Annotated in this window: 27 protein-coding genes; 15 read left to right on the plus strand and 12 right to left on the minus strand. The window is 47.1% G+C overall.

The genetic code is table 11. From position 1 onward, the window contains the following. On the plus strand, positions 1-823 hold an 823-nt coding region (locus tag QUB61_RS18840), incomplete at its 5' end, for a Calx-beta domain-containing protein (protein WP_333190070.1). Positions 824-855: 32 nt separating this feature from the next. Here the strand turns inward: QUB61_RS18840 and QUB61_RS18845 are convergent. Further along, complete coding sequence (locus tag QUB61_RS18845) at positions 856-1,068, minus strand: hypothetical protein (RefSeq protein WP_333132288.1); 213 nt, start codon at positions 1,066-1,068, stop codon at positions 856-858. A gap of 258 nt (positions 1,069-1,326) precedes the next feature. Next, the gene (locus QUB61_RS18850; RefSeq protein WP_333132289.1) at positions 1,327-1,920 is read right to left on the minus strand and encodes a DUF4129 domain-containing protein; all 594 of its coding nucleotides are present in this window, start codon (positions 1,918-1,920) and stop codon (positions 1,327-1,329) included. Between the two features lie 511 nt (positions 1,921-2,431). Here QUB61_RS18850 and QUB61_RS18855 point away from each other — a divergent pair. Together QUB61_RS18855 and QUB61_RS18860 are read left to right on the plus strand one after the other, a co-directional pair. Then, on the plus strand, positions 2,432-4,159 hold the full coding sequence (locus QUB61_RS18855) for a diflavin flavoprotein (RefSeq protein WP_333132290.1): 1,728 nt from the start codon (positions 2,432-2,434) through the stop codon (positions 4,157-4,159). A 308-nt stretch (positions 4,160-4,467) separates the two neighbouring features. Next, positions 4,468-4,671, plus strand: a complete 204-nt coding sequence (locus QUB61_RS18860; RefSeq protein ID WP_333132291.1) for a hypothetical protein — start codon at positions 4,468-4,470, stop codon at positions 4,669-4,671. On the opposite strand, the gene QUB61_RS18865 is transcribed toward QUB61_RS18860, so the two are convergent. Beyond that, positions 4,668-4,808, minus strand: a complete 141-nt coding sequence (locus QUB61_RS18865; RefSeq protein WP_333132292.1) for a ribbon-helix-helix protein, CopG family — start codon at positions 4,806-4,808, stop codon at positions 4,668-4,670. The two genes, QUB61_RS18860 and QUB61_RS18865, sit on opposite strands and share 4 nt — an antisense overlap. Positions 4,809-4,842: 34 nt before the next feature. Here QUB61_RS18865 and QUB61_RS18870 point away from each other — a divergent pair, with 34 nt between their 5' ends. The 5 genes from QUB61_RS18870 (at position 4,843) to QUB61_RS18890 (ending at position 8,782) form a co-directional block, all read left to right on the plus strand. Beyond that, on the plus strand, positions 4,843-5,934 hold the full coding sequence (locus tag QUB61_RS18870; protein ID WP_333132293.1) for a transposase: 1,092 nt from the start codon (positions 4,843-4,845) through the stop codon (positions 5,932-5,934). Then, positions 5,934-6,467 (plus strand): hypothetical protein, encoded by a 534-nt coding sequence (locus QUB61_RS18875; RefSeq protein ID WP_333132294.1) that lies wholly within the window; start codon positions 5,934-5,936, stop codon positions 6,465-6,467. The genes QUB61_RS18870 and QUB61_RS18875 overlap by 1 nt, the downstream gene beginning before the upstream one ends. Beyond that, positions 6,460-8,205, plus strand: coding sequence for a diflavin flavoprotein (locus QUB61_RS18880; RefSeq protein WP_333132295.1), 1,746 nt, complete (start codon positions 6,460-6,462; stop codon positions 8,203-8,205). The genes QUB61_RS18875 and QUB61_RS18880 overlap by 8 nt, the downstream gene beginning before the upstream one ends. A 114-nt stretch (positions 8,206-8,319) precedes the next feature. Then, the gene (locus QUB61_RS18885) at positions 8,320-8,586 is read left to right on the plus strand and encodes a type II toxin-antitoxin system HicA family toxin (RefSeq protein WP_333132296.1); all 267 of its coding nucleotides are present in this window, start codon (positions 8,320-8,322) and stop codon (positions 8,584-8,586) included. Next, a complete protein-coding gene (locus QUB61_RS18890; protein WP_333026737.1) occupies positions 8,573-8,782 on the plus strand; it encodes a type II toxin-antitoxin system HicB family antitoxin in 210 nt (69 codons plus the stop codon). The genes QUB61_RS18885 and QUB61_RS18890 overlap by 14 nt, the downstream gene beginning before the upstream one ends. Before the next feature lie 197 nt (positions 8,783-8,979). Here the strand turns inward: QUB61_RS18890 and pgsA are convergent, their stop codons facing one another. The 6 genes from pgsA to iscB all read right to left on the minus strand — a co-directional run bounded on the left by pgsA (position 8,980) and on the right by iscB (position 17,467). Next, on the minus strand, positions 8,980-9,498 hold the full coding sequence (gene pgsA, locus QUB61_RS18895; RefSeq protein ID WP_333132297.1) for a CDP-diacylglycerol--glycerol-3-phosphate 3-phosphatidyltransferase: 519 nt from the start codon (positions 9,496-9,498) through the stop codon (positions 8,980-8,982). 208 nt (positions 9,499-9,706) lie between these two features. Then, positions 9,707-10,552 (minus strand): ADP-ribosylglycohydrolase family protein, encoded by an 846-nt coding sequence (locus tag QUB61_RS18900; RefSeq protein WP_333132298.1) that lies wholly within the window; start codon positions 10,550-10,552, stop codon positions 9,707-9,709. Between the two features lie 90 nt (positions 10,553-10,642). Next, positions 10,643-11,353 (minus strand): sugar transferase, encoded by a 711-nt coding sequence (locus QUB61_RS18905; RefSeq protein ID WP_445300257.1) that lies wholly within the window; start codon positions 11,351-11,353, stop codon positions 10,643-10,645. Between the two features lie 271 nt (positions 11,354-11,624). Next, positions 11,625-13,529: a hypothetical protein gene (locus tag QUB61_RS18910; protein WP_333132299.1), complete on the minus strand. Its 1,905-nt coding sequence runs from the start codon at positions 13,527-13,529 to the stop codon at positions 11,625-11,627. Positions 13,530-13,690: 161 nt separating this feature from the next. Then, complete coding sequence (locus QUB61_RS18915; RefSeq protein ID WP_333132300.1) at positions 13,691-15,997, minus strand: hypothetical protein; 2,307 nt, start codon at positions 15,995-15,997, stop codon at positions 13,691-13,693. Positions 15,998-16,192: 195 nt separating this feature from the next. After that, a complete protein-coding gene (gene iscB, locus QUB61_RS18920; RefSeq protein ID WP_333132301.1) occupies positions 16,193-17,467 on the minus strand; it encodes an RNA-guided endonuclease IscB in 1,275 nt (424 codons plus the stop codon). 584 nt (positions 17,468-18,051) lie between these two features. On the opposite strand from iscB, the gene QUB61_RS18925 reads away from it, so the two are divergent. Next, positions 18,052-18,234 carry a hypothetical protein gene (locus tag QUB61_RS18925; RefSeq protein ID WP_333135798.1) on the plus strand — a complete coding sequence of 61 codons (183 nt, stop codon included), beginning with the start codon at positions 18,052-18,054 and terminating at the stop codon, positions 18,232-18,234. A 7-nt stretch (positions 18,235-18,241) separates the two neighbouring features. Here the strand turns inward: QUB61_RS18925 and QUB61_RS18930 are convergent, their stop codons facing one another. Further along, positions 18,242-18,535: a hypothetical protein gene (locus QUB61_RS18930; protein WP_333135801.1), complete on the minus strand. Its 294-nt coding sequence runs from the start codon at positions 18,533-18,535 to the stop codon at positions 18,242-18,244. Positions 18,536-18,827: 292 nt separating this feature from the next. Between QUB61_RS18930 and QUB61_RS18935 the strand changes: the two genes are divergently transcribed. The 4 genes from QUB61_RS18935 (at position 18,828) to cobT (ending at position 23,001) form a co-directional block, all read left to right on the plus strand. After that, positions 18,828-19,538, plus strand: coding sequence for a Crp/Fnr family transcriptional regulator (locus tag QUB61_RS18935; RefSeq protein WP_332955597.1), 711 nt, complete (start codon positions 18,828-18,830; stop codon positions 19,536-19,538). Positions 19,539-20,139: 601 nt separating this feature from the next. Then, positions 20,140-20,637: a universal stress protein gene (locus QUB61_RS18940; RefSeq protein WP_333135803.1), complete on the plus strand. Its 498-nt coding sequence runs from the start codon at positions 20,140-20,142 to the stop codon at positions 20,635-20,637. Between the two features lie 252 nt (positions 20,638-20,889). Continuing rightward, positions 20,890-21,642, plus strand: a complete 753-nt coding sequence (locus QUB61_RS18945; RefSeq protein WP_333135805.1) for a DUF2232 domain-containing protein — start codon at positions 20,890-20,892, stop codon at positions 21,640-21,642. A gap of 228 nt (positions 21,643-21,870) precedes the next feature. Next, on the plus strand, positions 21,871-23,001 hold the full coding sequence (cobT, locus tag QUB61_RS18950; RefSeq protein WP_333135807.1) for a nicotinate mononucleotide-dependent phosphoribosyltransferase CobT: 1,131 nt from the start codon (positions 21,871-21,873) through the stop codon (positions 22,999-23,001). A 712-nt stretch (positions 23,002-23,713) separates the two neighbouring features. On the opposite strand, the gene QUB61_RS18955 is transcribed toward cobT, so the two are convergent. After that, positions 23,714-24,112, minus strand: coding sequence for a hypothetical protein (locus QUB61_RS18955; protein WP_333135809.1), 399 nt, complete (start codon positions 24,110-24,112; stop codon positions 23,714-23,716). A gap of 566 nt (positions 24,113-24,678) precedes the next feature. Here QUB61_RS18955 and QUB61_RS18960 point away from each other — a divergent pair. Together QUB61_RS18960 and QUB61_RS18965 are read left to right on the plus strand one after the other, a co-directional pair. Next, positions 24,679-24,897, plus strand: a complete 219-nt coding sequence (locus QUB61_RS18960; RefSeq protein ID WP_333135811.1) for a phycobiliprotein lyase — start codon at positions 24,679-24,681, stop codon at positions 24,895-24,897. After that, positions 24,894-26,003: an extracellular solute-binding protein gene (locus QUB61_RS18965; protein ID WP_333135813.1), complete on the plus strand. Its 1,110-nt coding sequence runs from the start codon at positions 24,894-24,896 to the stop codon at positions 26,001-26,003. The genes QUB61_RS18960 and QUB61_RS18965 overlap by 4 nt, the downstream gene beginning before the upstream one ends. 67 nt (positions 26,004-26,070) lie before the next feature. On the opposite strand, the gene QUB61_RS18970 is transcribed toward QUB61_RS18965, so the two are convergent. Then, positions 26,071-26,601, minus strand: coding sequence for a hypothetical protein (locus tag QUB61_RS18970; protein WP_333135815.1), 531 nt, complete (start codon positions 26,599-26,601; stop codon positions 26,071-26,073). Positions 26,602-26,744 lie beyond the last annotated feature (143 nt).

Below are 26,744 nucleotides of genomic sequence, written 5' to 3' on the forward strand. Positions count from 1 at the left end.
TGGCGAGGTCGGCAGTAATCCGTCAATTTTGACGATTAATGATGTGCCGCCGCCGCTGGATACGACGTCTCCAAGTATCTTCCAGTTCGCCCAACCAACTTACACGGTGGCTGAAGGCGACGTGGCTACGATTAACGTTACTCGCACCGGTGGCCTGGCGGCTGCATCGATTAACTACCAGACTCTTAACGGTTCGGCAAATTCAGCAGGCACAGCAGCGGATTACACTCCCGCGGCGGGGGTGTTGAATTTTCTAGCGGGGCAAAGTACCGCTAGTTTCAGCGTGACGACTTCGATCGACACGAGGCCGGAATCGCCGGAAACGGTGGTTTTGGTGCTGGGCGGTGGCAATGTCGGTGGTCCTCCGTCATTTTTGACGATTAATGATGTGTCGTCAACTGGGACGCCGCCAACTCCGATGATCTCTCCACAGCTCTTCCAGTTCGCCCAAGCAAATTACATTGATCCTAGTTTTGCGGCTCCGACTTCCTTCTTTTACGGTTCGTCTCCCGATCCTATTATTGATGGTGGTTATGGAGTTGTTACGACTAATCGGACTGCCAATACTTCGGTTCCGCCTTCAGTGGACTATTTGATTGCTGCCCCTGGTGGTGGTCAACCTGTGAACAACGTAGACTCCACCATTGTCAGTTCATTTCCTGTGAGTCCTACTGGAGACACGGTTAACTTTAATCCCGGTCAAACTAGGGTTAGTCGGACGATTAACAATCCTCTTGGTTTGACTAGTGGGCCGGTGAATTTAGGCTTTGGCCCAGGTGCGAATGTCGGCAATCAGCCAAACACTCAAATTACTCTGATTTAAGGCTGTTAGTAGGGCGAGGAATCCTTGCTCTACTAATATGTCTCGCAAGTAGTTAAATGCTTTTTATCTGTCTGATTCCTCACTACAGCTTTTTTCAAGAAAGCGAGGTACGCGGGTAAAATCTTCCCTAGCTTAACAGCAGCGAGCATTGTCGCCCAATTACTGACTTTCGTTCGGGTAGTGCGCCAGACAGCAACAAAGTTTGCAATGTCAGGCAAGATGGGATTCGCTTGCAAGGTTGCCATATCTCGATCCCCCTAAATCCCCCTTAAGAAGGGGGACTTTGATCGGAATCTTGTCCCCCCCTTATTAAGGGGGGCTAGGGGGGATCGGATTCTACGGAACCTCATAAAAAATTGGTATTATATCGTTTCCAGTTGCATGGGCTCGATCGACTCAAGGTCAATAATTCCACATTCCCCGACTCCCAACGGACCACTCGCAACGGACCACCATTCCGGTGTTACCGGAATTGATATTATTGTTTTTTTGCGCTTACCTACTTAATCCTTAATTTGTTGATAAGCTTGCTGACACTGTTCAAAGGTTGAGGCGTCAGCTTCCGCATTCCCAAAATATAGTTGCTCGTGTATTCTTATCAAAGTTTCGTAAGGGACTGGCTGGGGTAATTGCTGGATTAATTGCAAATATTCGCCATCAGTGCGGCTGGGTTGGTCTACCGCGGTTCCCGCATCATTTAACCGCTGCAACATCCCCATGTAAAGACAGCGGCAAGCTTGGCGGTATTTGCCTTGTTGCTGCAATTTTTGCGATCGCAACAACCACTCTGCTACGGACAAATCTTTAATTGTTTTTTTCGCACTTCCATCAGTTGTTTGATTCTGCTTTTTGAAATTATGAATATAAAAACGTAACAGTTGCCAAATCTGCCAACTCGCCCAGACTGCCAGCAATGCTAAGATTAACCAAAAGGCGGCTTTAGCGATCGCCCACCAGATGGGGGAATCAAACCAAGATGGCAATTTGACATTCGGTATATTTTGGGCAGTTTTTAGTTCCCACCACTCCTCCACTCGCTGTTGCCACTGTCCTAATTGCCAACCCAAATTAGTTTTCTCAAAGGAACTTTCAGACATAGCTTTACTTCACTTAATCGATTTGGGCTTGTGGATTTGGGATTTTTTTATTCGATCATCTTACTGCACATTTTGTATAACTGTTAAGTTGCTATGCTGTCGCGCATTTAAATTATATATTCAGGGCGGGCGGGACGCCCACCCCACAAGACTTTGATTTTTTTTGACATACAATTTAAATGCAGAACAGCTTACTATAGCGGTTCTCAAACGTGGTGAGGTATGCCCTATGCCCTATGCCCTATGCCCTATGCCAATTGAGCACCTCATGTTACTGAGAAAGGCTATAACTAAGTGACTGCTGGATAGGAATTTCCATGCAAAACTCAGTACCTCGATCGCCCAACCGATCGAACTCGGTTGCCATAGCACACATATTTGCTTTTTGTCAAGAGATAGAGTTAACTTTTGGGATGCTTAACTGAGTGATAGGAAATTTGATAAAGATTTACAAAAGAAACGTGTCAGAATGGAAACAATAAGGTAATGGGTAACAGACAAGGAGGCACTGATGGTAGCGCTGACTGAACGAGTCCAACGCAGATTGACGGTGGAAAAAGTCGAAATTGCCTCTGATACAACGGCAATTCGATGCCTGGACTGGGATAGAGACCGCTTTGACATCGAATTCGGACTCAAAAACGGTACAACTTACAACTCATTCATCATTCGCGGTGAAAAAACAGCCCTCGTCGATACCTCGCACGAGAAGTTTCGCCAGCAATACATGGAAACTCTGACGGGGGAAATTGACCCCAAAGAGATTGACTATCTAATTATCAGCCACACCGAACCAGACCACAGCGGTTTAGTCAAAGACGTGCTGGCGCTGGCACCCCAAGCGATTGTCGTGGGGGCGAAAGTAGCAATTCAATTTTTAGAAAACCTTGTACACCAACCATTTGAGCGATTGGTAGTAAAAAACGGGGACAAACTAGATTTAGGAAACGGCCACATTATCGAATTCGTATCGGCGCCGAACTTGCACTGGCCCGATACTATTTTCAGCTACGACAGCAAAACTCAAGTGCTGTTCACCTGCGACGCTTTCGGGATGCACTACTGTACCGACAGCACCTTCGATGACGATTTAGCAGCAGTTGAGGAAGATTACCACTTTTATTATGAGTGCTTGATGGCTCCCAATGCTCGATCGGTACTCGCTGCGATGAAGCGGATGGCAGAGTTGGGAGAAATTGGTACAATTGCAACCGGTCACGGGCCGCTGCTGCGGCACAATGTGGTGGAACTTACCGGACGCTACAAAAAGTGGAGCCAAGCGCAAGCTAAGGCAGAAACCACTGTAGCGGTATTTTACACCTCCGACTACGGATGGAGCGATCGACTCAGCCAAGCGATCGCCCACGGTATCACCAAAACCGGTGTCGCCGTGGAAATGATGGATTTGAGAATCGCCGACTTGCAAGAAGTTGCGGAACTTGTCGGTACCGCCGCCGGTATCGTGATTTGTTCGCCGCCGAGTAGCGGTACTGCTGCTGCGAATGCCGAAGCTGTTATCAACACAATTTTAGTTGCGGCTAACAACAAACAATCTTTCGGTTTGTGCGAATCCGGCGGTGGCGATGACGTATCTATTTACCCGCTGCGAAACAAGTTCAAAGAGTTGGGTTTAAAAGAAGCATTTCCCAACATTTTGATTAAAGAAGCGCCGACAGAAGCGATTTATCAACTTTGCGACGAAGCCGGCACCGACTTGGGACAGTGGCTGACGCGGGACAAGGCTGTCAAACAGATGAAATCCCTCGACAGCGACCTCGATAAAGCTTTGGGACGGATCAGCGGCGGACTGTACATCATTACCGCTCAAAAAGGCGAGGTTAGCGGTGCGATGCTGGCTTCTTGGGTAACGCAAGCCAGCTTTAAACCGCTGGGTTTAACAATAGCAGTAGCGAAGGATCGGGCGATCGAATCGATGATGCACGCCGGAGATAAATTTGTTCTCAACGTGCTGGAAGAAGGCAATTATCAAACCTTGATGAGGCACTTTTTAAAGCGTTTTGCTCCAGGTGCCGATCGATTTGCCGGAGTTAAAACTCAACCTGCTACCAACGGTTCTCCGATTTTGACAGATGCTTTGGCGTACATGGAATGCGAAGTAGTCAGCCGGATGGAACTTTCGGATCATCATATCGTATATGCGATCGTCGATAACGGCCGCGTATCCAATCCCGATGCGCTGCCGGCAGTTCACCACCGCAAAGTGGGAAATCACTATTAGGAAGCAAGTTCGGCAACGCGCAGTGAATCTGGATGTAACGGATGTAACGGAGGTCGGAAAGTTCGGCAACACAGCAGGGTACAAGATTTAACGGATGTAACGGAGGTCAGGATTCGGGAAAAAAAGATTAAATTAGTTTGCTAATCATCTTCTGTTTTTCTTCCCCTATCTTTCTCGGGCCCACTCTCCCTGGGGAGAAACCTGATTTCTTTTACGCAAAAAGTCCAAACGTAGGGTGCGCCGCGCCGCGCACCTTACCCGGCCAACCGTTGTTATGCTCACTCCATTTTCACTCTGAGGAATTGCCAATGCCTGCCAATCTTTTAGAAGACCGAGATTACACAATTATTATTGCCAGAAGCGATGCCAGCAGAGACCCCCAGCATCCTTGGTACGAGGAGTGGATAGAAGCACAGGCATCTCTGATCGACCTCGCAAAAAAATGTCAGCAATTTGACAGCGACGGCATCACTCTTTACCGGAGAAATGGGTCTAAAGCCCCGTCCTTCTAGGACGGCTTTCTCTTTGTCTTAAGGCTTAGGATGAGTTCCCTTAAAACATCTGATTTGGATCTTCCAGTGGCTTCACAATAGGTTTCTAACTTCTCAAACTCTTCATCAGTCAGTCTAAAAAACACACTTTTTTTCATTGCAAAGTATATCTAGATGATATACAATAATCGCATGAAAACACTCAAGTTCAAGCTCTATCAAAGCAGTCGGAATAAACACCTTAAGCGGTCTATCCATGCTGCCGGGGTGATTTATAACCATTGCATTGCACTTCACAAACGGTACTACCGGATGTGGGGTAAGCACTTGAATTGCAGCAAACTTCAAAGTCATATCGCCAAACTCAGAAAGGGTAAAGCATTCTGGCAACAGGTTGGATCTCAGGCTGTACAGGATATCTGTCAACGCATTGAGAAAGCCTACCAACTGTTCTTTAAGCATCACAAGAAAGGAGCTAGGCCGCCCAACTTCAAAAAGGTTAGACGATACAAATCGTTCACCCTGAAACAAGCTGGCTACAAGTTCTTGACGGGCAATCGGATCAAGATTGGGAATCGCGTTTATCAGTATTGGAACTCCAGAGAAATAGAGGGAACAGTCAAGACGCTAACCATTAAGCGCACGATTTTAGGAGAGTTGTTTATGGTTGTCGTTGTTGACAGTGTTGATGAGTCAGAAACCAAATTCGAGACAGGTAAAATTGCTGGGTTTGATTTTGGCTTGAAAACATTTCTCACTTGCTCTGATGGTTCCAAGATTGAATCACCGCAATTCCTCAAACAATCCCTGAATGCCATCAAGAAAGCGAGTCGTCAGCACTCCAAGAAACGAAAAGGTTCAGCCAATCGAGAACGAGCCAGATTGAATCTAGTTCGCAAGCATGAAGACGTGACCAATCGCCGCTCTGATTGGTTCTGGAAGTTGGCGCATGAGTTAACGAATCGGTTTGATGTTTTGTGCTTTGAAACGCTTAACTTGAAAGGGATGCAGCGTTTATGGGGACGCAATATCTCAGATTTAGCATTCGGGGAATTCCTGAAAATCCTCGAATGGGTGGCAACTAAGAAAGGGAAGCAAGTCGTCTTTATCGACAGATGGTATCCGAGTTCTAAGACTTGCTCGAATTGTGGGCACGTTCTGAAAGAATTGACCCTAGAGGTGCGTGAATGGCGTTGTCCGTCCTGTCAGTCTGTTAATGGCAGAGACGAAAACGCCGCGATAAATATTTGTGCGGTTGGGGCATCAACCGCGCGCGTTAGGTGATGTTAGACAGGCTACGCCTGCAATTGCTGTCTGAGCTTAGAATCCCCTCGCCTGAAGGCCCGGGAGTATGTCAAGAAGCTTCTACTCCTATGTGGAAGTATAAAAATTCCAATGTTGCCCGGTTAGCTGAAATTTTGCAACGACAAAATACGGAACCGGATTCAGCAAAACCCACTGACATTAATTTGGAAGAAGCTCTGAAAGCAACTTTTAGCGATTATTTCGCAAGCAAACCAAATCCCAAAGGGAAGAAAGGAGCAATAATTGTTGCAGTCCTCGATCAAAAACCCGCAAACGCCACTGCTATCGCCGAAATAATTGTAAGTGCGGCAAATAAAATAGATAAAGATGAAGAAATTGGGGTGAGCTTTATCCAGATTGGGGACGATTTGACAACCAGGGAATTTCTGATTGACCTGGATACCAATTTACAGGATCGAGGGGCAAGGTTTGACATTGTAGATACCAAGTTTTGGCACGAAATCAAAAGAAGTTCTGTAGTTCAGTTTCTCATAGGTGCAATTAATGACTAACACTTTGACTCCTAGACTCGCATCACAGGCAAAACCCCGCGACGTGCAGTTTATCCCGATCGCACCCGATACTTTTATTGTGCGATCGCGCACTTGGGACAGACTCAAATTTGAAGTCGAGTATTCGCTGCAAAAGGGGACGACAGCAAATAGCTATATTATTCAAGCTGACAAAACTGCTTTGTTCGACCCGCCGGGGGAATCTTTTACTCAAAATTATCTGGAATGTTTGCAGCAGCGGGTAGACTTGACAAAGCTGGATTACATAATTTTGGGTCATTTCAATGCTAACAGGTCAGTAACAATTAAAGCTCTGTTAGAATTAGCTCCTCAAGTAGCTTTGGTTTGTACGAATCCCGCCGCAATTGGTTTGCGAGCCGCTTTTCCCGACCAAGAATTAAACATTATGATTGTTCGGGGAGAAGAAACTCTCAACTTAGGAAAAGGCCACGCCTTAAAATTCATCGCGACTCCGACTCCTCGCTGGCCTGATGAACTTTGCACCTACGATCCGCAAACTCGAATCGTGTTTACTGACAAACTATTTGGATCTCACGTTTGCGGGGATCAAGTATTTGATGAAGGGTGGAGCGTTTACAGCGAAGATCGGCGGTATTATTACGATTCCCTGCACGCATCTCAGGCAAAACAAGTGCTGGCCGCAATGGATAAATTAGCCGATTTACCAACAGCATTTTATGCTCCCGGTCACGGCCCGATCGTCCGTTACGGCCTTAATGAACTGAGCAATTTGTATCGGGAATGGAGCCAGCAACAAAATTCAAAAGACTTGACAGTTGCTTTGATTTATGCTTCTGCTTACGGAAATACCGCTACTTTAGCGCAGGCGATCGCCAAAGGAATTACTAAAGCCGGCGTTGCGGTGGAAAGTATCAACTGCGAATTTGCCGAACCGGGAGAAATTAAAGAGGCGATCGAAAAATGCGCGGGATTTATCATCGGAACTCCCACGCTAGCAGGACACGCTCCGACGCAGATTCAAACTGCTTTGGGAATAGTTTTATCTACAGCAACTAAGAGCAAATTAGCGGGGGTTTTCGGTTCTTTTGGCTGGAGTGGAGAGGCGATCGACTTAGTGGAAAACAAGCTGAAAGATGCTGGCTATCGAATTGGATTTGAGCCGATACGAGCCAAATTTAAGCCGACGGCGGCGACGATTCACGAGTGCAAAGAAGCGGGAACGGATTTTGCTCAAGCTTTGATTCGAGCGCAAAAATTGCGGGCACCGAAACCGCAGTTAGCAGCGGGGAGCGATCGCACTGAACAAGCAGTAGGGAGATTGGTTGGTTCGCTGTGTGTAGTCTCGGCGAAGCGCGGGGAGATCGCCAGTGCGATGCTGGCTTCGTGGGTATCGCAAGCAACGTTTAATCCGCCCGGTGTGACGATTGCGGTTGCCAAGGATCGATCGATCGAAGCTTTGATGTACGCCGGAGATAAATTTGTGCTCAATATCTTAGCAGAAGGGCGACAGTTGCGGAAGTATTTCATGAAAAACTTTGCTCCGGGAGAAGACAGATTTGCCGGAGTCGAAACAATGGAAGCTAGCAACGGCTGTCCGGTTTTGACTGAGGCTCTGGCTTATCTGGAATGCGAAGTGATAAGTCGGATGGAATGCGGCGATCACTGGGTAGTTTATGCGGCGGTTGAAAACGGTCATTTGCTGAAAAATGACGGAGTGACAGCGGTGCATTACCGGAAATCAGGCAGTCATTATTAAGGAATTGGTCATTCGTCAGAATTTTTGATTCGGGCTTCTGATTTCTGACGAATGACTTTCGATCGCCAACTCAGAAATATGTCATCATAAAATAACTGATAACTTGGACAGAGCGTGAGTCAACCAGACAAACTGCTAGCTAAAATCTTACTTGGTAATTCCGACGCCAATATACCCTTTGCTCAACTTTGCCAACTTTTACGCAGACTCGGCTTTGAGGAACGGATTCGTGGCAGTCACCACATATTTGCTAAAGATGGTGTTGAAGAAATACTAAATCTTCAACCCAAAGGCTCGCAAGCCAAAGCCTATCAAGTCAGGCAAATTCGTGAGGTAATTCTCAAACACCAACTAGGAGGTGAAAACGATGCTTCGCTATGAAATTATCCTCTACTGGAGTCAAGAAGACCAAGCATTTATTGCCGAAGTGCCGGAATTACCCGGATGCGCTGCGGATGGCGAAACTTATCAAGAAGCACTACAAAATATCGAGATTATTATGCAGGAGTGGATTGAGACGGCTCAGGAATTGGGGCGTTATATTCCTCAACCGAAAGCTCGCTTAATTTCGGCTTAGTTTAAGGGGAGTTTTAGGCGATTGTCCTGGTGTTTACTAAAGTTCGATCGCCTCTCTTTTCTCCACATAGAAATGCAAACTTGCATTTAAACAATTAACTTTCTCCCCTTTATATCGCTTTCGCTTGCATCGGTATTGTTCAAATAGTCAACAGTCAACAGTCAACAATTCCGGTATGAGTGCAACCGGAATTGATATTACTTGTCCTCAGCAGTCTTTTCCGGCCACAGATAAATAGCGCCAGAAATCAAAGTTAAAGCCACAGAAACCCAAAAAGCAATTAATGTGGGAAAATTCCACGCTTCAGACAGAGGAGCAATTAAAAGTGCGATCGCCACAATCTGACTCACCGTCTTCAATTTCCCCCAAATATTAGCTCCAGAAATCGTAGTTTTATTAACACGCCACCCCGCAATTGTCAACTCCCGCCCCAAAATCAAAAACACTGCCCAAGCAGGTACTTTCCCCAACTCAATCAACACTAAAAGCGGCGCGATTACCAACAATTTATCCACCAAAGGGTCGAGAAACTTTCCCAAATCGGTAATTTGATTCAGCTTCCTAGCCAAATAGCCGTCCAGCCAATCAGTAGCCGCAGCTACCACAAAAATCGCGGTGCAAATCCAGCGGCTTTGCGCGCTTGGGTCGTACAAACCGTAGAGCAGAAAAGGCACTCCCAGTAAGCGAGAAAAAGTAATCAAATTAGGCAAATTCATAATAGAAAGAAGTTCGGCAGCGCGCAGTGTACGGGATTTAACGGATGTAACAGATATCAGGAAGAAGTCAATCGATTTTAGATTTTAGATTTTAGATTTTAGATTGAAGCCTTGACCGCACGGATAAATTCGGAGGCTTGTTTATCGGATAGAGGTTTTTTATTTCTCCACGGATGAATCGGGGGGCTTGTATCCTGGATGCTTTCGGTCAGAAGTGGCTCCTGCAATTCATTAACTGTCGATCCAGTTCTATGATATAATCTCGACCGTAAGATTGATTTTCTAATCCTTGTACCAGATTTTCTGGCAAGTCTTGGGCAATTTCACTGCTACAGGAACCAGCAGCTAAAGCAATAGTTGCTACTGTATCGACATCTCCGGAAAAGGCAATGCAAGCTTGGAGCAGTTTGCTCATACTATCATGGAGCATGACCGCAGTAATAGCTGCTCTAACACAGACCAAACCTTTAGTGCTGACTTCTCCTTGCCAAGGTATCGACCACTCACCAGGGACGTGCTTTTCTAAAAAATTTCCCAAATTCTTCTTTAAACCTAGCTGATAAATAAAGTAATGGGACATCAAAGCGGCCGCTATAGCTGCTTTAATGCCATCAGGAGTGTTGTGAGTAATTGCAGCTTGAATGGTAGCATTTTCGATAACTTTTTCAATAGTAGGAAAAATCCCAATGGGGCCTGCTCGCATCGCAGATCCGCTTTTATCGCTAGCGGAGTGTATTTTTTCTAAGAACTCTTTTGAGTCTTGAACTTGTAGCAAAAAATCGTAAAATTTGCCAGCATAACCAAATCGGCGATCGCGGTGAAAAGCTGCAACAAATTTGGTGGCTAAAAGTTCCGGCGTCCAAGGTTCTCGGCTGACGATAGCTTCTGCGACGGCTAAACTCATCTGCGTATCGTCTGTGTAACATCCAGGCCCGATGTCGTGATGGGGATGCTTGATGTAGCCGTTGAGATTGTTGTACAATTCGATCGTCTGCTGCTCAACAAATTCAAAACCCGCACCGTAAGCGTCACCAATCGCTAATTCTATTAACATATATTTAATCGCGTTTCCAAATATTTTCTCCCCTGTTTTCTCCTAAACTAAAATTTAAAATAAAAAACCAACCCTAAACAGCCTACCTATCTAACACGCACCGTTTTTACTCAAGACAACCCCAATTGTTTTGCAAATCAGAGTGATGTCGTAGACAACAGACCACTTGCCCTGATAGTCGAGATCCATCTGCACAATATCGTCAAAGTCTTTAACTCCAGACCGTCCGTGGACTTGCCACTCCCCAGTCAGCCCGGGTTTGACATCTAAACGCTGCCAGTGCTTGTCCCCATAGGCAGCAACTTCATCGGGAGTTGGCGGTCGAGTTCCCACCAAACTCATGTCGCCGACTAACACATTCCAGAATTGAGGCAACTCGTCCAAACTCGTGCTCCGCAAGAAGCGGCCGACGCGGGTAATTCGCGGGTCATTTTCATTCTTAAAAATGTGACCCTTGGCTTGGTTGCTAACTAAATGTTTGAGCTTTTCTGCATCGACAACCATCGATCGAAATTTCCAAATTCTGAAATGTCGCCCTTTCAAGCTGCAGCGGACTTGACTGTACAGCAGCGGGCCCCGATCGTCCAACAGCATCGCCACGGCCACCGGCACCGCCACCACTGCTGCAATTGCCAGTCCCAGCAGCGCGCCCAAAATATCGATCGACCGTTTGACCTTGCACGTTACGGAGGGGTGAACCTGCTCTTTTGATACACACTCTTTGTAAGTAGATTCTTGAAAAAATAAGGACGGCATTTCTGATAATACTAATGATTTACAGGCACCCATCGGAACTTTCATGTGATTTGTGTCAACTTTAACGATATCTCACGTTCATCTTATTGCTCTGGCTAAATAGGCAGAACCTGAAATGCTGAGCTTTGCACAATCTTTAAAAAGCAACAACACTTTTATAAAGTTTCTGTATATTTATTCTGAAAATAAATATTTTTATGTAACCTTAAGTACATTTACATAAAAAAGTTAGCCTTGCCCGCAAAAAATCCGGTTTCTAGAAGGAATATTCCGGAAGATAGAGAGGATTCCACTGAGAAACCAGGTTTTTTGCCGTTTAGCGATAAATATCGGTGCGAACATCCCAAGCAATTGTTAGCGGCTCTAACAATTTTTGCTGGCTGCTATTGGCGAGTTTGCCTAAATATTCGCGAACAACAGAGGCGTGTTCGACATTCAAGCGATAACCCCGCGAGACATCTTCAAAGAAAAGCGGCTCGGCCAAAATTGCTTCCCAATCAGGATTTTGCCTCGACTCCTCGCCCAGCAGCATGAAATCTTCCTCCGCAGGAACAACTCCCCCCGGCAATTTTCCTTCCAAAATCCGCAGAATCCGGGGTTCGCAGGTGCGGGTATTCACGCCAATGCCCTCCAACAACTGCAAAATTTCCTGAAAGCTCAGAGTTTGGACACCCAAAACCTGCATTAATTCCCACAGCAGAAAAAAGTCGCTGTACTGATGCTGCGACACATCCAAAATTTGAGGATAGAGGGGCAAACTCGCCAACCCGCAGGCAACTAAACCAATTTTTCCTGAAAAATTTGTACTTTGAGATAGAGAATTTAATGCAGAATTGTGAAGGTCAAAAATATCTCGATCGACCTCCAATTCCTGGTCTTGAACCACGATCGCATTCGGCAGCTTCTGCCGCAACCAGCGGGCGATCTCCGGCCAAGCACCCATACCCCCTGCACAAATCGCCTGATTAATCCCCGCCGGCGACATTCCCGCGCGGCTGAGCAAAGCATTCAATTCGCGGTTCAACTGCTGCACAAAAGGCACTAAAACCCGACTTTCCAAATCTTTGCGCTTCACATCCCAATGCTGCTGCCCAATATCCAAAGCAAAACTTTTGTGATGTTGCAAAATAACTTTTATGTGCCTTGCCGCCTCCAACAATTGCAGCCCAAAAGCAGAACCTTGTAACCGCTGCTGCAATTGATAGCGGCTCGGCAAATCAGGATGCCCCGGACGTGGCAAATCGATCGACATTCCCCAAGTTTCATTTTTAGCCAACAACTGACAGATAATATCCTGATCGAAAGCATCGCCACCAAAAGCAAAACTGTGGCAAGTAAAATCAGCACGAGTTAAATCTTCAAGATTGGACGGCAACTCAACTAAAGCTAATTCCACCGTCGCCGCCCCCGCATTCAAAATCAAAGTTCCCCCGCTAAAAGACGAAGCATTCACAGTCAGCGGGGCAGGTTCTTGAGGACCATTAGCAGAATCCACGGCCCACGGCTGCACTTTTGTGGCATTTTTCACAGCAGTTACAGCAGCCATCAAAGTGGCGATCGCATCTTCCACCACAAAAATTTGCGAAGCCGAAGCCACCAGAGACGCGCCCAAAACAGCCTCCCGCAGGTTAAACCTATAAGCATCCGACCAGCCTGCCGGAGTCCCCAAAATTACACCCTGCAAGTCTAAAAGCGCCGCATCGAGAGTTTGGGCCGTCAGTCCCGAAGCCCTACAAATTAAATTGGAAACTGGCAATCCTGCAAAAATCGCCCTCGGTGCAGAATCCAAAACTTCCCCAAGGCCGCCAAATTTTTGCCCCTGCTTCCTCGGATTCAAAGTAGCCAGCAGTGCCCGCACACCTTGCAGCGGCAAGGCGATCGAAAAAGCCTGCAACGGATCCCACTGCAACAGCGGTTCGTACATCCCAGCAGCCTCCCGCTGATAAGGAATGCCCACCTTTAAAGGCAATTTAAAATTTTGCAGTACAAATTCTCCCGCAGGCAAAGCCAACTGCCCCAATCCCACCGACTTGACTGTCACCGGAGACCCTGGGATCCCTGGGGCTGTTTCCGCAAGCACCGCAGCCTGCGTAATCCGAAAGCTGGCGCCTTTCTCGGAACCCTCAGCCTGCGATGCTTCCCAGTAAATCGGGTACAGATGACGGCTGGCGCGATCGAGCAAAGTCGCCGACAGCCCGCTGGAGGCGAAATCAATACCCAAATACCAGCGAGAATTCGGGCGTTCCCGGGATTGAGTGTCCGAGTCAGGGTAGGTCGGGGCGATCGCACCTGCAACAGAATACGGCGCCGAATCTTGCTGCTGCGCGGTCTCGCTAAGCTCGGTTTCCCTCTCAACAACTCCTGCTTTACTCTCTGTCGAAATTAGGTTTTTTTTTTATTTTCTGGAGGACTCGATCGCAGTTCGTTAGTTTCGGCAGTTTCTGGAGGGGGAGAATCAGTCAAAGGTCGATCGCTCTCGGTGAAACTAGCCAAAATCTCGTCTAGCGTCAAGTTCGATTCGTCTTCCTCAGCAAACAAATCATCATCAAGTTCGTCTTCCAAAACAAAGGGTTCATCCTCCAATGAGAGTTCCAACACATCGGAGAACAAATCCTCCAGCGTGCCGAGTTCTTCCTCTGCAGCAAGAGCAAAGGGATTTTTTACAGCGCCGGAGGGGGAACTCGCCGATAAATCCAAGCTGTTGGCGGCTTCAGAAATCGATCGCCTGGAGCTAGTATTTTCCAATCCCTCCAGATTGTAGAGGTCTGCCTCCAACTGTTCCAGAGTATTGTTATCCAAATTTAGAGCTTGATCGAGGTCATCTTCTAATGCCTCGAGCGGCAGCAAATCCTCCTCCGGCGAAGCTTGGATGTAGGCATCATCGAGCCGCTGCCAGGAGGCGTCGAACTCGCCACTGTGAACATCACCAGAACTCGCCACAGGGGGTCTGGCAGTGGGGAGGTTCCGGCTAATTTCAGCAGGGGTTTTCAACGGCAAAGAGGCTGATTGAGGCACAGCAGCATCTTTCGGCTCGCCTCGGTTTTGAGCCGTTTCTAGATTTTCTCGATCGTCCGGGTCAATTTGCCGCGAGGCGGTTGAGGCTGGCGGTTCTGAAACCTGAGATACCGTTGCAACTTGCGGTTCAAATAAATTGGCAGTATCTAAAGTTAGATCGTTTACAGAATTACCGATTACGAATTCTGAATCTTCACCTACTAAAATATTTTCCAGCGATTCGCCTTCATCCAGCAGATTTACAAACAAATCTTCGGTCATCTTTTGGGATTCGGTCGTTTCATGAGGCGCGGCAGCTTGATATTCTACAGCTTCACTTTTTACCTCAATTCCTGTATTTTCACTCGGGAAAGTTTCGACTTCTAATTCTACTTCAGCGACGGCTTCTCCCGCGAACAAACTTGCATACAAATCCTCAACATCTTCGCCTGTTTCTGCTAACATATTTTCCGAGTCAGCGCCGGAAAACGGAGTTTGCGGTTGAGGTCTTGCGGGTGCCGAACTGAACAAATTATCGGCCAACTCCGGGAGCGAAATAGGGGATTGAAGGCGGTCGCCGTCGCCCCTCAACTGTCCCAATTGCGGAGAAATTTCTGTATCGGCGTAGGGCAATCTGTCTTGTTCTCCGAATTCGCCGGTGCGATTGGACTGCACCAACTCTCCAGTCTGAATCTCGGCGGCTGAGTGCTCGAGCTCGGTATTTGAGACGGCGCCAGAGGCATCAGACCCATCGGCTCCGGGTGGGATGACGGTTTCGAGATTTGCTAAATCGTGAGGCTGCTGCACGTAGGAAGACACTTCTCGCCCCAACTGTACAGCCAAGTGGTTGACCAAAGCCACGAACATCGCCTCGCTCTGCTGGCTCAAACCATGCATATTTTCGAGTCCTTGTCCCAAGGAAGCTTGATAGCTTTCCAGATTTGCTTGCAAAGACTCGAACACGCTACCCATCCTAGAATCGAGACTCATCAGCAGACTGTCTACACGAGATTGGAACAGTTGCATTTGCTCCAACCTTTGAGCCGCCGTCATCCGCGGGTGTTCTCCTGAGGTTTGTGGGTTAAGTGTGACATCAAGAGCAGGTTGTTCTGATTGTCCACTGCCCAAAGAGTAAGGTGCTGCGCTGCGAAGCAATAACTGATTTTCTAGGGAACTTAGAATTTGGGAGAAATTGCTAGTCAAGGTTTCTTCCAAGCGCGCAGTCAGTACCTGCAAGAATTCAGAAATGATTTGCTGTTGGTTTGCTTGTTGCTGAGCTAGCGATTGTTGCTGCTGCCGTTGTGCTTCTAGCTGTTTGATTTCTTGAATTAGAGCTTGCTGCTCCATCCGCAGAGCTTCTATGTCTTCTTGGAGCGGCTCCGTCAGGCTTGAACGCAGGTGGCTGATTTCTCCGGTTACGGCAAGCATGATTTGCTCTGCTGCTGAGGGGCGAGGGGCCGCTTGCGGCACTTTGGGCACTGGAACTGGTTGCGGGCGGACATTTGGGCTGGCGGGCCCCGAGCCTGCGGTTAGGTTGGAGTCTGAGGAAACCAGATAAGCGCGAACTCGCTCTAACAGTTGGCGCTGGTGGACAGTATCCATCGAACCCGTCCAAGGCAAGCGGGGTGCGGGCTTGCTGAGTACCTCGTCAATCTCAGCAATCAATGCTTGAATTTTGTACTTCTGAGAATTCAAGGGCGGAACCTCTGGGAATGCGGCTTGGGAAAAACTTTATCAAAAAAAGACTGAAGTCAGGCGGCAGCGATGCCAATAGATAGAATAATCTGAATGCGAGTCCGTCAATAATTCACTAATTCACTAAAAAACGAGCGAGAAGCCCCTGACTTTAGGCATGGGGGGGAAAGCGGCAGCGACTTCAGTCGCCTAGAATTAAAATCCATAGGAATAACCATCTTTCTTATGAATTGGACGGCAATATTTGTGACTAATTCCTGCGACTCTTCCCGTCGTTGTGACAATATCAAACGAGCCAGATGCGCGACAAAGAACTCGTCCCGTGTAAGAGCCAATTTTCTTTCCTGCGGTGACTGTCGCGCTGACGATATCCCCAGTTTGAAAGCAGAAATGAATTTGCTTTCTTGATTTATGACGAATTGGGAAGCCGAATTTATTTGTACCACATATTTGTCGTGTTCCGTGTCCCGCTGTTTTGATTAGCAGCGGTTGAGCGGTCAGTACCTTCAATTCTTCGACCTTGCCTACACGCGCCGCATCCAGCCAGTGAGATTTAAGTAGTTGTAAGCGAGTCCGATTGAACTTGGTTTGACCGCCCGACCCCGTAGTCACGGGGAGTCCCGTTTCTTTTAGTCGATTCAGCAATGCCCAACGGGTCGAATTGACCGCCGTTGCATCCTTGAGAGGGCGTTTTCTTTGTGCTTGGATACGTTTGAGAATATCAGGCTTTTTGGCTAAGAATTGCTTGATATCCTGAGTACCTTTCTTTTTGTTACAAGTGTCGCAAGCAAGACACAGATTAGAAATTCGGTTGCTACCACCTTTTGCCTTGGAGTGAATATGTTCTATCTGTAATGGAACATTTTCGATACTACAATAAGCGCATTTCCTCTCCCAAACCTCAAGAAGGTATTCGCGGACTTCATATCCTAAAAGTGTTCCTTGCTGGTATTCAATTCCCGATATTTCAGGATTCTCAAGTTGTTTTAAATCGAACCGTACCAACTCTTGAGCAATTGAGTTTATCGGCGCAAGCTTAATGAGTTTATTGACCCAGGTAAGAGTCGTTTTGACCCGATGCTGAAGACTGGGTGCTAACCAACCCTTCGGCCGAGTGCGATTGAGAAATCGAGCTTGACGATAGCGGGTATGGCGTGAACGCCGCCCACGTCGCAGAACACGGCGTGATTCCAAACTCGCTTTGATGGTTTGACCTCGGTGAGTGAGTTCAGCCCCAAATAAAACTACCGTGCCTTGAACTAATGCGATGCCAGTTGTCTTAGAGCCGGGATCTAATTTAAGCGTGATGGCTTCTGGCGTGGCGTTGACCTCCTTTTTAAGAATGATGGTGAACGGGTATTGACGGAACACCGCTGCTTTTCCAGCTTTAAGCAAAGACCTTGCAATCCCCGGAGTACAGGGAGTGAGCGGTCTGCGGTTGATATCTAGAACAAAAATTTGGTTAGACATGGTTGCGTCTCTTCTGATTGCTCGTAATGTTCGCTTCGCCAATGTTTTAAGAGCTTTTTAAGCTAGTCGCACGTCCTTAACCTTTGTAGGGATGTTTAACGACTAGCGATAGAGCGAGGAACTAGCGTCGCATTCCCCGGTATCATGACTCTTGAAACGTAGACCTCGAAAGTATACGGCTGGTAAGGTAGGCCCTCGATTCAATCCCGCTCAAAGAGCCGGACAGTCTTGAAAGCCTCCGCCTTTAGGCGTGGGGTTCCTTACTAATATTTTCTGACAACTGTTAATTAACCTTTTGTCTTCCGATAACTTCTATTGCCTATGATAGGTTAGCCGGTACTTCTGCACCAAATGCCGGCTTCTATCAACTGCAAGTGCTGTCAAATTCTGCGGCTGCTTTCGAGTTTCAAGCGGGCCCGGAGAACCGCTGAGTGCTCGGGATAAGCTGTTGTGCATTTAAATTGTATATTTCGAGTCCCGATCAAAAATCGTCAAATCCTCTCCCCCTCTCCCCTTCACCCCCTCTCCCTCTCTAATACCATAGGCAATCTAGATGCAACACAGCTTAGCTGGGATCTCACGAAATGAATGCCCCCACCCGCAACAACGGCGGGCCCCACACCCGTCACCCCGAGTTTTGGCAGCGTCGCGGCGCGCCACTGTCTCTTCATCTTTCACCGACTTGGAAAAACCTCAAACAATTTGCGATTTGGGATGCCGGGATTCGGGATTGTCTCCGTACAGTCGGTTTGAGTAACCTTTTATAATAGCCTTTTATGTGTATTCATGACTAGATACTAATGATACAATAATCTCGGGGGGGCAGAAAAGTTTGCTGCCAACTGCGTCGGTCTGGCTCGCCAAGAGCGCCAGCCTAAAGGCTCGCAATAGCTGTGGATTTTGCCGATCGTGCTGACATTTGACTTGTTCGGGGCAGTTGCAGTCGGATTTGGGATCTGTCTGCCGTGCTTGGAGGCTTGTGTTCTCCTGATTCTGGCGATCGAGTGCTGGGCCCGCTGACAACAAATCTCTCAGCAGTGTTAAGCTTTCTAAGCGAAGTGCTTTCAAAGGTAATTCGATCGGCTCAGTCCCTTACCACGCGGCTAAAATTTTGTGAATAAAATTTGCTCAGTGGTATGTATCTAAAAAATTATGGTATATTCTTTAGTTTCTAGCTCGCAATCAGAGCTTAAGGCTATTAATTTCCATATTCGACCTTTGACCGCAAAACTTTAGAGGTAAAATTGCAGATTTTAGATACTTGTTTTTCAAATCTTGAATCTCAAATCGAATGACTCGGCTGCAAGCTATTTCTAACTGCCCAGCGCAGATCAAGCGCATAAATTAAAATGATGGCCTCATGGAAGACCGCTTTAACACCCGAGATCCGCAGTCCAATATAAATCAATTGATAGTTTCTACTCCTTTTTTTGCAGGCTTGCCCCAACCTGTAATCGAGAGAGCAACTCTCCACATTGTTACCCGCAGTCATCCGTCAAATCAAGTGATTTTACTCGAAAATGACTGGGGAACATCAGTGTATTTTATATTGGATGGTTGGGTGAAAATTCGCACCTACAACCTAGACGGAAAAGAAGTAACACTGAATATTTTAGGAAAAGGAGAACTGTTCGGGGAAATGGCCGCGATCGAAGAAGCACCGCGATCGACAGATGTCATCACCCTAGCGCCGACACTGATCGGCAATATGCCATCTCAAGATTTTGTGCAGCTCATTCATACCGAGCCGCTCGCAGGCATTCGCCTAGCTCAACTAATGGCCCGTCGCCTGCGACAAGTCAACCGCCGCCTGCGTTTGCGAGAGTCGGACAGTACCTCGCGAGTAGCAGATATTCTATTATTTTTGGCAGAGGGGCAAGGGAAAATCATGTCAACAGGAGGTACAGAAATTCCCAACCTGCCACACAGAGAATTGAGCAGCCTCAGCGGGCTGGCTCGCGAAACAGTAACGCGAGTGCTCAGCAAGCTGGAAAAAAAAGGAACTATTCAGCGCGAACGTGACGTTTTGTGCATTCCCGACCTGCACGCCTTGGAGCGTCTGTTAGTCTAGAAGCATCAGAGTTGGCTTTCATTGAATCTAATTCACGAGCTCTCTCTGTTAAGTAACTGATATTGTTGACACTCTCCGTCCTGGAAGGACGAAGATTCTTTAGAAGAAGAAAAGACTCCGCAGTCAATTCTTGAACCATACTCACTCAATAAAGTTTTCACCATTTAAATGGTCAAGTATTTATGCGATACAATGTCACCAGTTCAATAGCTAGACGAGAGTTTTCTGCATCACGGCGGTGTCAATTGCCTCGCTTACTCTCCGGATTGCTCCATTGAGCTTACCTACATTCACGCTCACCCTAGAAGTTTCACCCAGTCTAGGATTCAAGACTGGAACCTCATACTTCTATTTCGTTGTATCGGTTCAGTAGCTAACTTTTTTGTTTTTTTGATTCGCTCCCCAAACTTTCGCGGTCTGCTTGAACCTCTATTCGTGCAATGCACGAATCATGGGCTTCCCGATTTTCACGGTCAGGCTTGGCTCTTTGCGTCTTGTTAACTATAAGAATTGTACCATTTGTAGGTACGAAAATAAAGCCGTCCTAGAAGGACGGGGTTTCTACCCAATTTTCTGATGATTTCCCCCCGGAGGTAAGGCTATGAGTTTTAAGAAAATTTTTGTTCCCTTAGATGATTCTGAACTGAGCCACCGCGTCTTCAGTCAAGCTTTAGAATTAGCTCTGATCGATCGCGCCCAGGTGATGCTATTTAACTGCGTTACTATCAACTCGCTGGGCGATACAGCAGTGCCAATTCCGGTAGATTTGGGCATGAATGCCGAGTTAATGAATCAAGCTTATCAAGCTCAACGTTTGCGGCTGGAAAGCGAGGAAAAACAGGCTTCGGGTTTGCTGCAAAATTACTGCGACGCCGCAGCCAAACAAGGATTGCAGGTGGAATTTGACTGCAAAATGGACGGCGATCCGGGGCATTCTATCTGTGAATCCGCCAAAAATTGGGGCGCAGATTTAATAGTATTGGGGAGGCGCGGCCGCACGGGGTTCGCAGAAGCTTTCCTCGGCAGCGTCAGCAATTATGTCGTTCACCACGCATCTTGTTCGGTTTTTGTAATTCAGGAAGTCAAAGCCGAAAAATGATGCTGCTGAAAATTTTTGCTGACAAAATCCATCTAAAATAAGACTCGCGTTCGTACCTAAACCCGGTTTCTGCGAGCAAGATTAAATTTGACGGCGAAGTATCCAAAAAGTGAAACCGGGAATCAGCCGTATCGCGCGCAAGTTCCCCGTAAAATCTAAAATCTAAAATCTAAAATCGGAAAACCGGGAATCAGCGGTATAGCCCGCAAGTCCCGTAAAATCTAAAATCTAAAATCTAAAATCTAAAATCGGATGAGTGATTTTTTGTCAGCAGATGCTGCGTCTAATTCGGGCAGTTCACCCAGTACAAATAACGACCCGCAAACCGCCGATATTTCAGCAATGGCTGGCGAGAGCACAAATCCCGACCCGCGGCGCGAATTAGGGGAAGCGCCTTTAAGGCTTGTAGAAACGGCATTTTTGGCAAGTACCGCTAGCTTGATTTGGCTGGTAAATTATTACTTTCCGCTGGGGCCTTTGCTGCGGGTTTTTTTCCCGATACCCATCGCCCTAGTCTACTTGCGCTGGGGCAACCGAGCCGCTTGGATGACAGCTTTGGTATCGGGTTTGTTGCTGTCGGTACTCATGGGCCCGACGCGGAGCATTTTATACGTGATTCCTTTTGGAATTATGGGAGTTGCGCTGGGAGGACTTTGGAGGCGCAAAGCGAGTTGGTCTTTGTCTGTTAGTGTGGGGGCGCTAATTGGTACTGTCGGCTTCTTTTTTCGGTTTTGGCTGCTGTCAGCTTTGGTGGGCCAAGACCTCTGGGTTTACGTAACAGCGCAGGTAACAGAGATAGTGGAATGGGTTTTTGTGAAGCTGGGCTGGCTTAGTGTACCGAGTTTGAACACAATTGGGGCGATCGCCGCCGGGATGATTTTGGTTAACAATATTGTCTATTTATTTGTAGTGCATTTAGTAGCTTTGCTGCTTTTAGATCGTTTGGGAAATCCGATTCCGCGGCCGCCGCGCTGGGTGCAACTTTTGATCGATTATGAAGAGTAGTTATTGGGCATGGGGCATGGGGCATGGGGCATGGGGCATGGGGCATGGGGCATGGGGCATGGGGCATGGGGCATGGGGCATTGCTACTAAATAACTAATGACTAATGACTAATAGACCTCTCCTGAAAAGCAAGTCTTGAACAGGCAGGATGCCTGTTCCACAATAATTATTGGAGAGGTCTAATGACTAATGACTGCTAACTAATGACTAATGACTGATGACTAATTATGATTAATATTTATACAGAAATCGAACAGGGTCAGCGGTGGCTCGATCGCTATCGGGGACGAAAACCGATATTTGCCTGCGTGTTAGGATTTACCGCTACTGGCTTAATTCCGGGGATTTCAGCTGCAGGAGCAACCCCGCACGATCGACAATTTACTTGTTTAGCCGATGCAGAATTTTTGTATAACGGCCCCCAACCGTCGCCCCAATATCCTTTGCCGCCCCTAGAAGCGGGTGCCTCGCCGGTACTGATATCTCGCGCTGTAGTCGAAGCTTTGGAAATTCCCCTTTACCTGTTGAATGCTGGTTTGCCCCTCCCGCCTCCCGTACCTGCAATTGATTTGGGCGGCACTCCGGCAAAGTGTGTGATTTCTGGGAATGCTTTAGAACTCGAAACAGTCAAACATTTGCTCGAACAAGGATTAATTTGGGGAGCTAAATTGGCCGCTGAAACTAATGGCAGCTATTTAATTTTAGGCGAGTGCGTAGTCGGGGGAACGACTACTGCTTTGGGCGTGTTAATGGGTTTGGGTATTGCAGCGGCGGGCAAAGTTAACAGTTCTCACCCTCGCTGCAATCACGCTCAAAAATTGGCTGCGGTGACAGCGGGACTCAATAATGCTGAGTGGGAAATTAACGGACAAAACAGCACTCCCCTGGAATTGGTAGCAGCGGTGGGCGATCCGATGCAAATAGCGGTGGCGGCAATGGCGATCGCCGCGAGTCGGACTTGCGGGGTGCTCCTGGCTGGGGGCACGCAAATGCTGGCTGTGTACGCTTTGATGCAAGCCTTAGCCCGTGAATATGCTCTGGTATGGCGTCCCGAACAAGTCGCGGTGGGGACTACGCGCTGGGTGGCCCAAGACCCTACAGGAGACACTGTAGGACTTGCGTCGGAGATCGGCGGTGTGCCTCTGTTGGCCGCGCAGCTAAGTTTTGCTGGATCTCGCTACGGGCAACTGCAAGCTTACGATCGCGGCTATGTTAAGGAAGGTGTCGGTGCGGGAGCCTGTGCGATCGCCAGTGGCTTGGCTGCAAATTGGACTCCAATTCAACTCCTTCAAGCTGTTGAAGCTTTAGCCTCGCGGTGTGAAAGTGAAATACCCAAACTAAACGGAGTACCGTTATAATTCGGGCGGGGTGTCTCGTTTGCCGTCGCTCTATTGGGGATATTCATTGCTGAATATTCGTCATCAAAAACGATCGGAGTCTTACACAGCATCTCTGAGCTTTTACGCCCTTTATCCCCTCGTAGGGAACCCACGCATTCGTCCTATTTCCTAAGACCAAAAACTATTTTCGTACAACAAACATGGGTTATTTTTTACAGCAGGGCATACCATACTAACCAGCGGTCTGCCTTTTCCTCCTTTCTCTGGCAGTTTCCCGGTAAGCATATTACTGCTACTATGACCGTTTTGTTATTACAGCCGAGTGAGTGGGTCGCAACCATCTATATATTGACTCAAATCAACTCTATATGCCAACTCTTTCTATATTTTTGTTTAGCTTATATCCCGACACCGAACCGGGTACAGTTACGGTGTGGGACTTACGCCAATTGAGTTAAACATTAAAAATTCAGATGCGCCGATCGAGCTGCGAACCTGGTTGAGCAGCACAACCCGCTTCGTTTTTGCTGAATAATTATATCGTTTTTTGTAGTCTTTCTGCTCTCAAATTTACATAATTTTATACACAATATCTTGCTTTGAAGTATTCTTCCTGTTAATTGCGCGACGATCGAAAAAACTTTCGGCAATGACTCTATAAGTAGACGAGCATAAATCAACGCAAATTTTATTTGTTTTGAGATTAATGCCCGATCCCCCCTAGCAATACTTAATTAGACCCGCCTACCTGTTGCGAGTGCATTCTTTTGGCGAGCAACTGTTCTTCCAAGGCGGCAATTCGATTGTACGCTGCTGTTAGCTGAGCTGTTAAGCGCTGGATTTGAATCTCTGCGCTCAGCTCTTTTTCAAGACTTTGAGAATTCTTGTCGAAGTAGCTGTCATCTAACAGTATGTCTTTGTGTTCGAGGAGCCCGTCGAGACGGCTGTAGCTTTGATAAGACGAGGTTTTGTCATTTCCTACCGTTCCAGAGCAGTCGTTTCTCTGCTGCTGGGCCAGCTTCGTCTGCTGGGCGGAGTCCAATAACTTTTCATTGAGATTTTCTATGAGTTTGTAGAGGGCTTCTACTTGTTGCGTCAATACTGTAACTTGCTGGCGGAGCGCTTCCATACAATCATCCTTTGGATCGTAACTTATATATATTTACATATAAGGGAAATCTTTACATAACTCTGATTTATCACTAAATTATTTAATTTTTGATCTAATTGTTGTGTTCCCCATCCTGACGGTAAATTTACGGACTCTGGCTGAAGATAATCGATCGGCATTCGTGGGTCGATTTTAGATTTTAGATTTTAGATTTTAGGTTTTAGATCGTCTTGGACGCAGGAACCCGGTTTGTGAACCCCCATACTTCGTTCAAACCTTCAATCAGAGTTAAAAAATCTGGTTTCTGAAAGTCGGATCGCGGAGCCTCCTATTAGATTGACTTCGCCCTCGCCAGCGCTTTCAGGATTCAGAGGAGTGGATTTTTAGTTATTAAGCTGTCGCGGATTTAAAAAGGATTTTTAACTTCGGTTGTGTAAAAATCGTCATCCAGCGGCAGAGGGCAGCGCTCTCGTTGTTTCGTTATATTAAAAAATGTAACACAGATTCAGCCGATCGCCAACGGGGGCAAGCTCCTGCTGGTTCAAAGGAACTTGGATCGGAGAAATCAGGCGTTAAGTTGACGGTTGTCGGCATCGGAAAGCTCTATCGACAAAGTAGAAGGTAAAATCACGGCAAGAGTCAAACAGACTCTCAAAGGCAGCAGAACCGAGTACAATGGCTCTGTGTTTGAGGAAGAAATAAAACAAATCGGCGCCAACTACCGGACTCGACAAACAATTATTTCCCGGGCTGCAGAACACAAAACGATCGGTCAATATTTAGAAAAGCGGATTCACAGGTGAAACGAAGGTCTTTGCTATTGGGGGCCGCCACCCTAACTTTAAGTCAATTGGCGGCAGGCTGCGGCTCGAAGCCGATTCTCAAAATTCGATCGCTCAAAAACGGTATTCCGGCCCAAGTGGTAAGCAAATTTAGGCGCGAGGTACAACCGTCTCCGCTTTTGCAGGTAACGCAAGAAGGACAATTAAAAGAATTATTCGCCCTGTTGCAGGAGTGGAAACAGGTTCCCGAATCAAAAAATCAAGCTAACTTGGTGATGTTGGGAGATTACTGGCTGACTTTGGCAATTCGGCAAAAATTGATTCAGCCGATCGATCCTGCTAAGTTTGATAATTGGAAACGATTGCCAGAAAGGTGGCGAAATTTGGTAACGCGAAACGATGAGGGTTTGTTAGATGCGAGAGAAAAAGTTTGGGGTGTACCTTACCGCTGGGGAACTACAGTAATTGCTTATCGAACTGACAAATTCAAGGCTTTGGGGTGGACTCCCAAAGATTGGAGCGATCTTTGGCGAGAGGAATTGCGCGATCGAATTTCTCTGCCGGACAATGCCAGAGAAGTTATTGGTTTAACATTAAAAAAACTCGGAAAATCTTACAATACGCAGCAATTAGATCGAGTTTCCAATCTCAAAAAAGAACTCGCTTCTTTGCACCGACAAGTTAAACTTTATAGTTCTGACGCTTACCTGCAACCATTAATTTTAGGCGATACTTGGTTGGCTGTAGGTTCCTCTGGGGACTTGCTGCCGCTGCTGCAAACTCAAAAGGATATTGCTTTAGTAGTTCCGGTTTCTGGAACTGCACTTTGGACGGATTTGTGGGTAGAACCAGCATCGGGCAATCCAGTTTCTTTAGTGGAAAAATGGATTGATTTTTGCTTGCAGCCTCGGGTTGCTCCTGAATTATCTTTGCTGGCTAAGGCTAGTTCGCCGATAATTGTTAGCATGAAACCCGAGGATTTGCCGTTCGCTATCCGCACTAATTCAGTGTTGTTGCCGGATGCTAAGATTCTTGCTGCTAGCGACTTTCTGCTGCCGTTTGGGGATGCGGGGATTGCACAATATCGATCGCTCTGGCAAGAAATTCGGCAAGTAGTGAAAAGTTAAAATGTAGCGTGCGTCAGCTCTTGATTTATCGATTATCCAAAAAATAACTCGCGGAGGGGGCACCCTACTAAAATTCCTTCTGCCTTCCTCGAAGACGCGGATTTGAGAGAGATTCTAAATCAATGCGACAAAAACGCCGATCGTCCTGGCACGAATAAACTGCCAAAGCTGTGCCTTGACGGTTGCAAACTCGCACATTGTAACCGTATTCGCTGGCGACAGTGCCAAAGCGGTTGACAAACTGATAGCGTTCCATATAATCGAGCAAACTCCAAAGTTGGCGGTTGACTATGATAATTACCCAAGTATTGCCGGGATCGACAAACCAGCGATCGAGCAATTTTCCGCCAAAGAGTTTTTGAGCTAACCACAGACTCGGCACGCTTTTTTCGGCTTGGCTTAGCGGAGGATCCGGAAAATTAGCAGCGTTGCCAGTCGGGCAGATCGGCTGCTGGGAAAATGCCGCAGATTGTCCCCACAGCAAGGCTCTGATGCACGCCGAACCGCCAATCAGGAATAAAAATAAAGTTTTTGTCAAAATGCCGTGCCTGCGGCGAGAAACTTGATTTTTGTGGCGAAAGTTGTGGGAATTCATCATATTATTAGACAAGATTGCTTGACACTCCCCGACCTGAAGGCACGGGGATTCTTAAGACATTGCGGTCTTAATATCCCTAGTGATAGGGTTCCCAAACTCACCACGTTTGCTTTTTGAGCGTGGTGATATATTTTGGGCGTTTA

It is taken from the genome of Microcoleus sp. C2D2 (genome assembly GCF_036702495.1).
In the GTDB taxonomy this organism is placed as follows: domain Bacteria; phylum Cyanobacteriota; class Cyanobacteriia; order Cyanobacteriales; family Microcoleaceae; genus Microcoleus.

Excerpts from the sequence above, each read along its gene's own strand:
- QUB61_RS18845 (WP_333132288.1), bottom strand. The coding sequence starts at position 1,068 with ATGGCAACCTTGCAAGCGAATCCCATCTTGCCTGACATTGCAAACTTT.
- QUB61_RS18850 (WP_333132289.1), bottom strand. The coding sequence starts at position 1,920 with ATGTCTGAAAGTTCCTTTGAGAAAACTAATTTGGGTTGGCAATTAGGA.
- QUB61_RS18855 (WP_333132290.1), top strand. The coding sequence starts at position 2,432 with ATGGTAGCGCTGACTGAACGAGTCCAACGCAGATTGACGGTGGAAAAA.
- QUB61_RS18860 (WP_333132291.1), top strand. The coding sequence starts at position 4,468 with ATGCCTGCCAATCTTTTAGAAGACCGAGATTACACAATTATTATTGCC.
- QUB61_RS18865 (WP_333132292.1), bottom strand. The coding sequence starts at position 4,808 with ATGAAAAAAAGTGTGTTTTTTAGACTGACTGATGAAGAGTTTGAGAAG.
- QUB61_RS18870 (WP_333132293.1), top strand. The coding sequence starts at position 4,843 with ATGAAAACACTCAAGTTCAAGCTCTATCAAAGCAGTCGGAATAAACAC.
- QUB61_RS18875 (WP_333132294.1), top strand. The coding sequence starts at position 5,934 with ATGTTAGACAGGCTACGCCTGCAATTGCTGTCTGAGCTTAGAATCCCC.
- QUB61_RS18880 (WP_333132295.1), top strand. The coding sequence starts at position 6,460 with ATGACTAACACTTTGACTCCTAGACTCGCATCACAGGCAAAACCCCGC.
- QUB61_RS18890 (WP_333026737.1), top strand. The coding sequence starts at position 8,573 with ATGCTTCGCTATGAAATTATCCTCTACTGGAGTCAAGAAGACCAAGCA.
- pgsA (WP_333132297.1), bottom strand. The coding sequence starts at position 9,498 with ATGAATTTGCCTAATTTGATTACTTTTTCTCGCTTACTGGGAGTGCCT.
- QUB61_RS18900 (WP_333132298.1), bottom strand. The coding sequence starts at position 10,552 with ATGTTAATAGAATTAGCGATTGGTGACGCTTACGGTGCGGGTTTTGAA.
- QUB61_RS18905 (WP_445300257.1), bottom strand. The coding sequence starts at position 11,353 with ATGAAAGTTCCGATGGGTGCCTGTAAATCATTAGTATTATCAGAAATG.
- iscB (WP_333132301.1), bottom strand. The coding sequence starts at position 17,467 with ATGTCTAACCAAATTTTTGTTCTAGATATCAACCGCAGACCGCTCACT.
- QUB61_RS18925 (WP_333135798.1), top strand. The coding sequence starts at position 18,052 with ATGAATGCCCCCACCCGCAACAACGGCGGGCCCCACACCCGTCACCCC.
- QUB61_RS18935 (WP_332955597.1), top strand. The coding sequence starts at position 18,828 with ATGGAAGACCGCTTTAACACCCGAGATCCGCAGTCCAATATAAATCAA.
- QUB61_RS18940 (WP_333135803.1), top strand. The coding sequence starts at position 20,140 with ATGAGTTTTAAGAAAATTTTTGTTCCCTTAGATGATTCTGAACTGAGC.
- QUB61_RS18945 (WP_333135805.1), top strand. The coding sequence starts at position 20,890 with ATGAGTGATTTTTTGTCAGCAGATGCTGCGTCTAATTCGGGCAGTTCA.
- cobT (WP_333135807.1), top strand. The coding sequence starts at position 21,871 with ATGATTAATATTTATACAGAAATCGAACAGGGTCAGCGGTGGCTCGAT.
- QUB61_RS18955 (WP_333135809.1), bottom strand. The coding sequence starts at position 24,112 with ATGGAAGCGCTCCGCCAGCAAGTTACAGTATTGACGCAACAAGTAGAA.
- QUB61_RS18970 (WP_333135815.1), bottom strand. The coding sequence starts at position 26,601 with ATGATGAATTCCCACAACTTTCGCCACAAAAATCAAGTTTCTCGCCGC.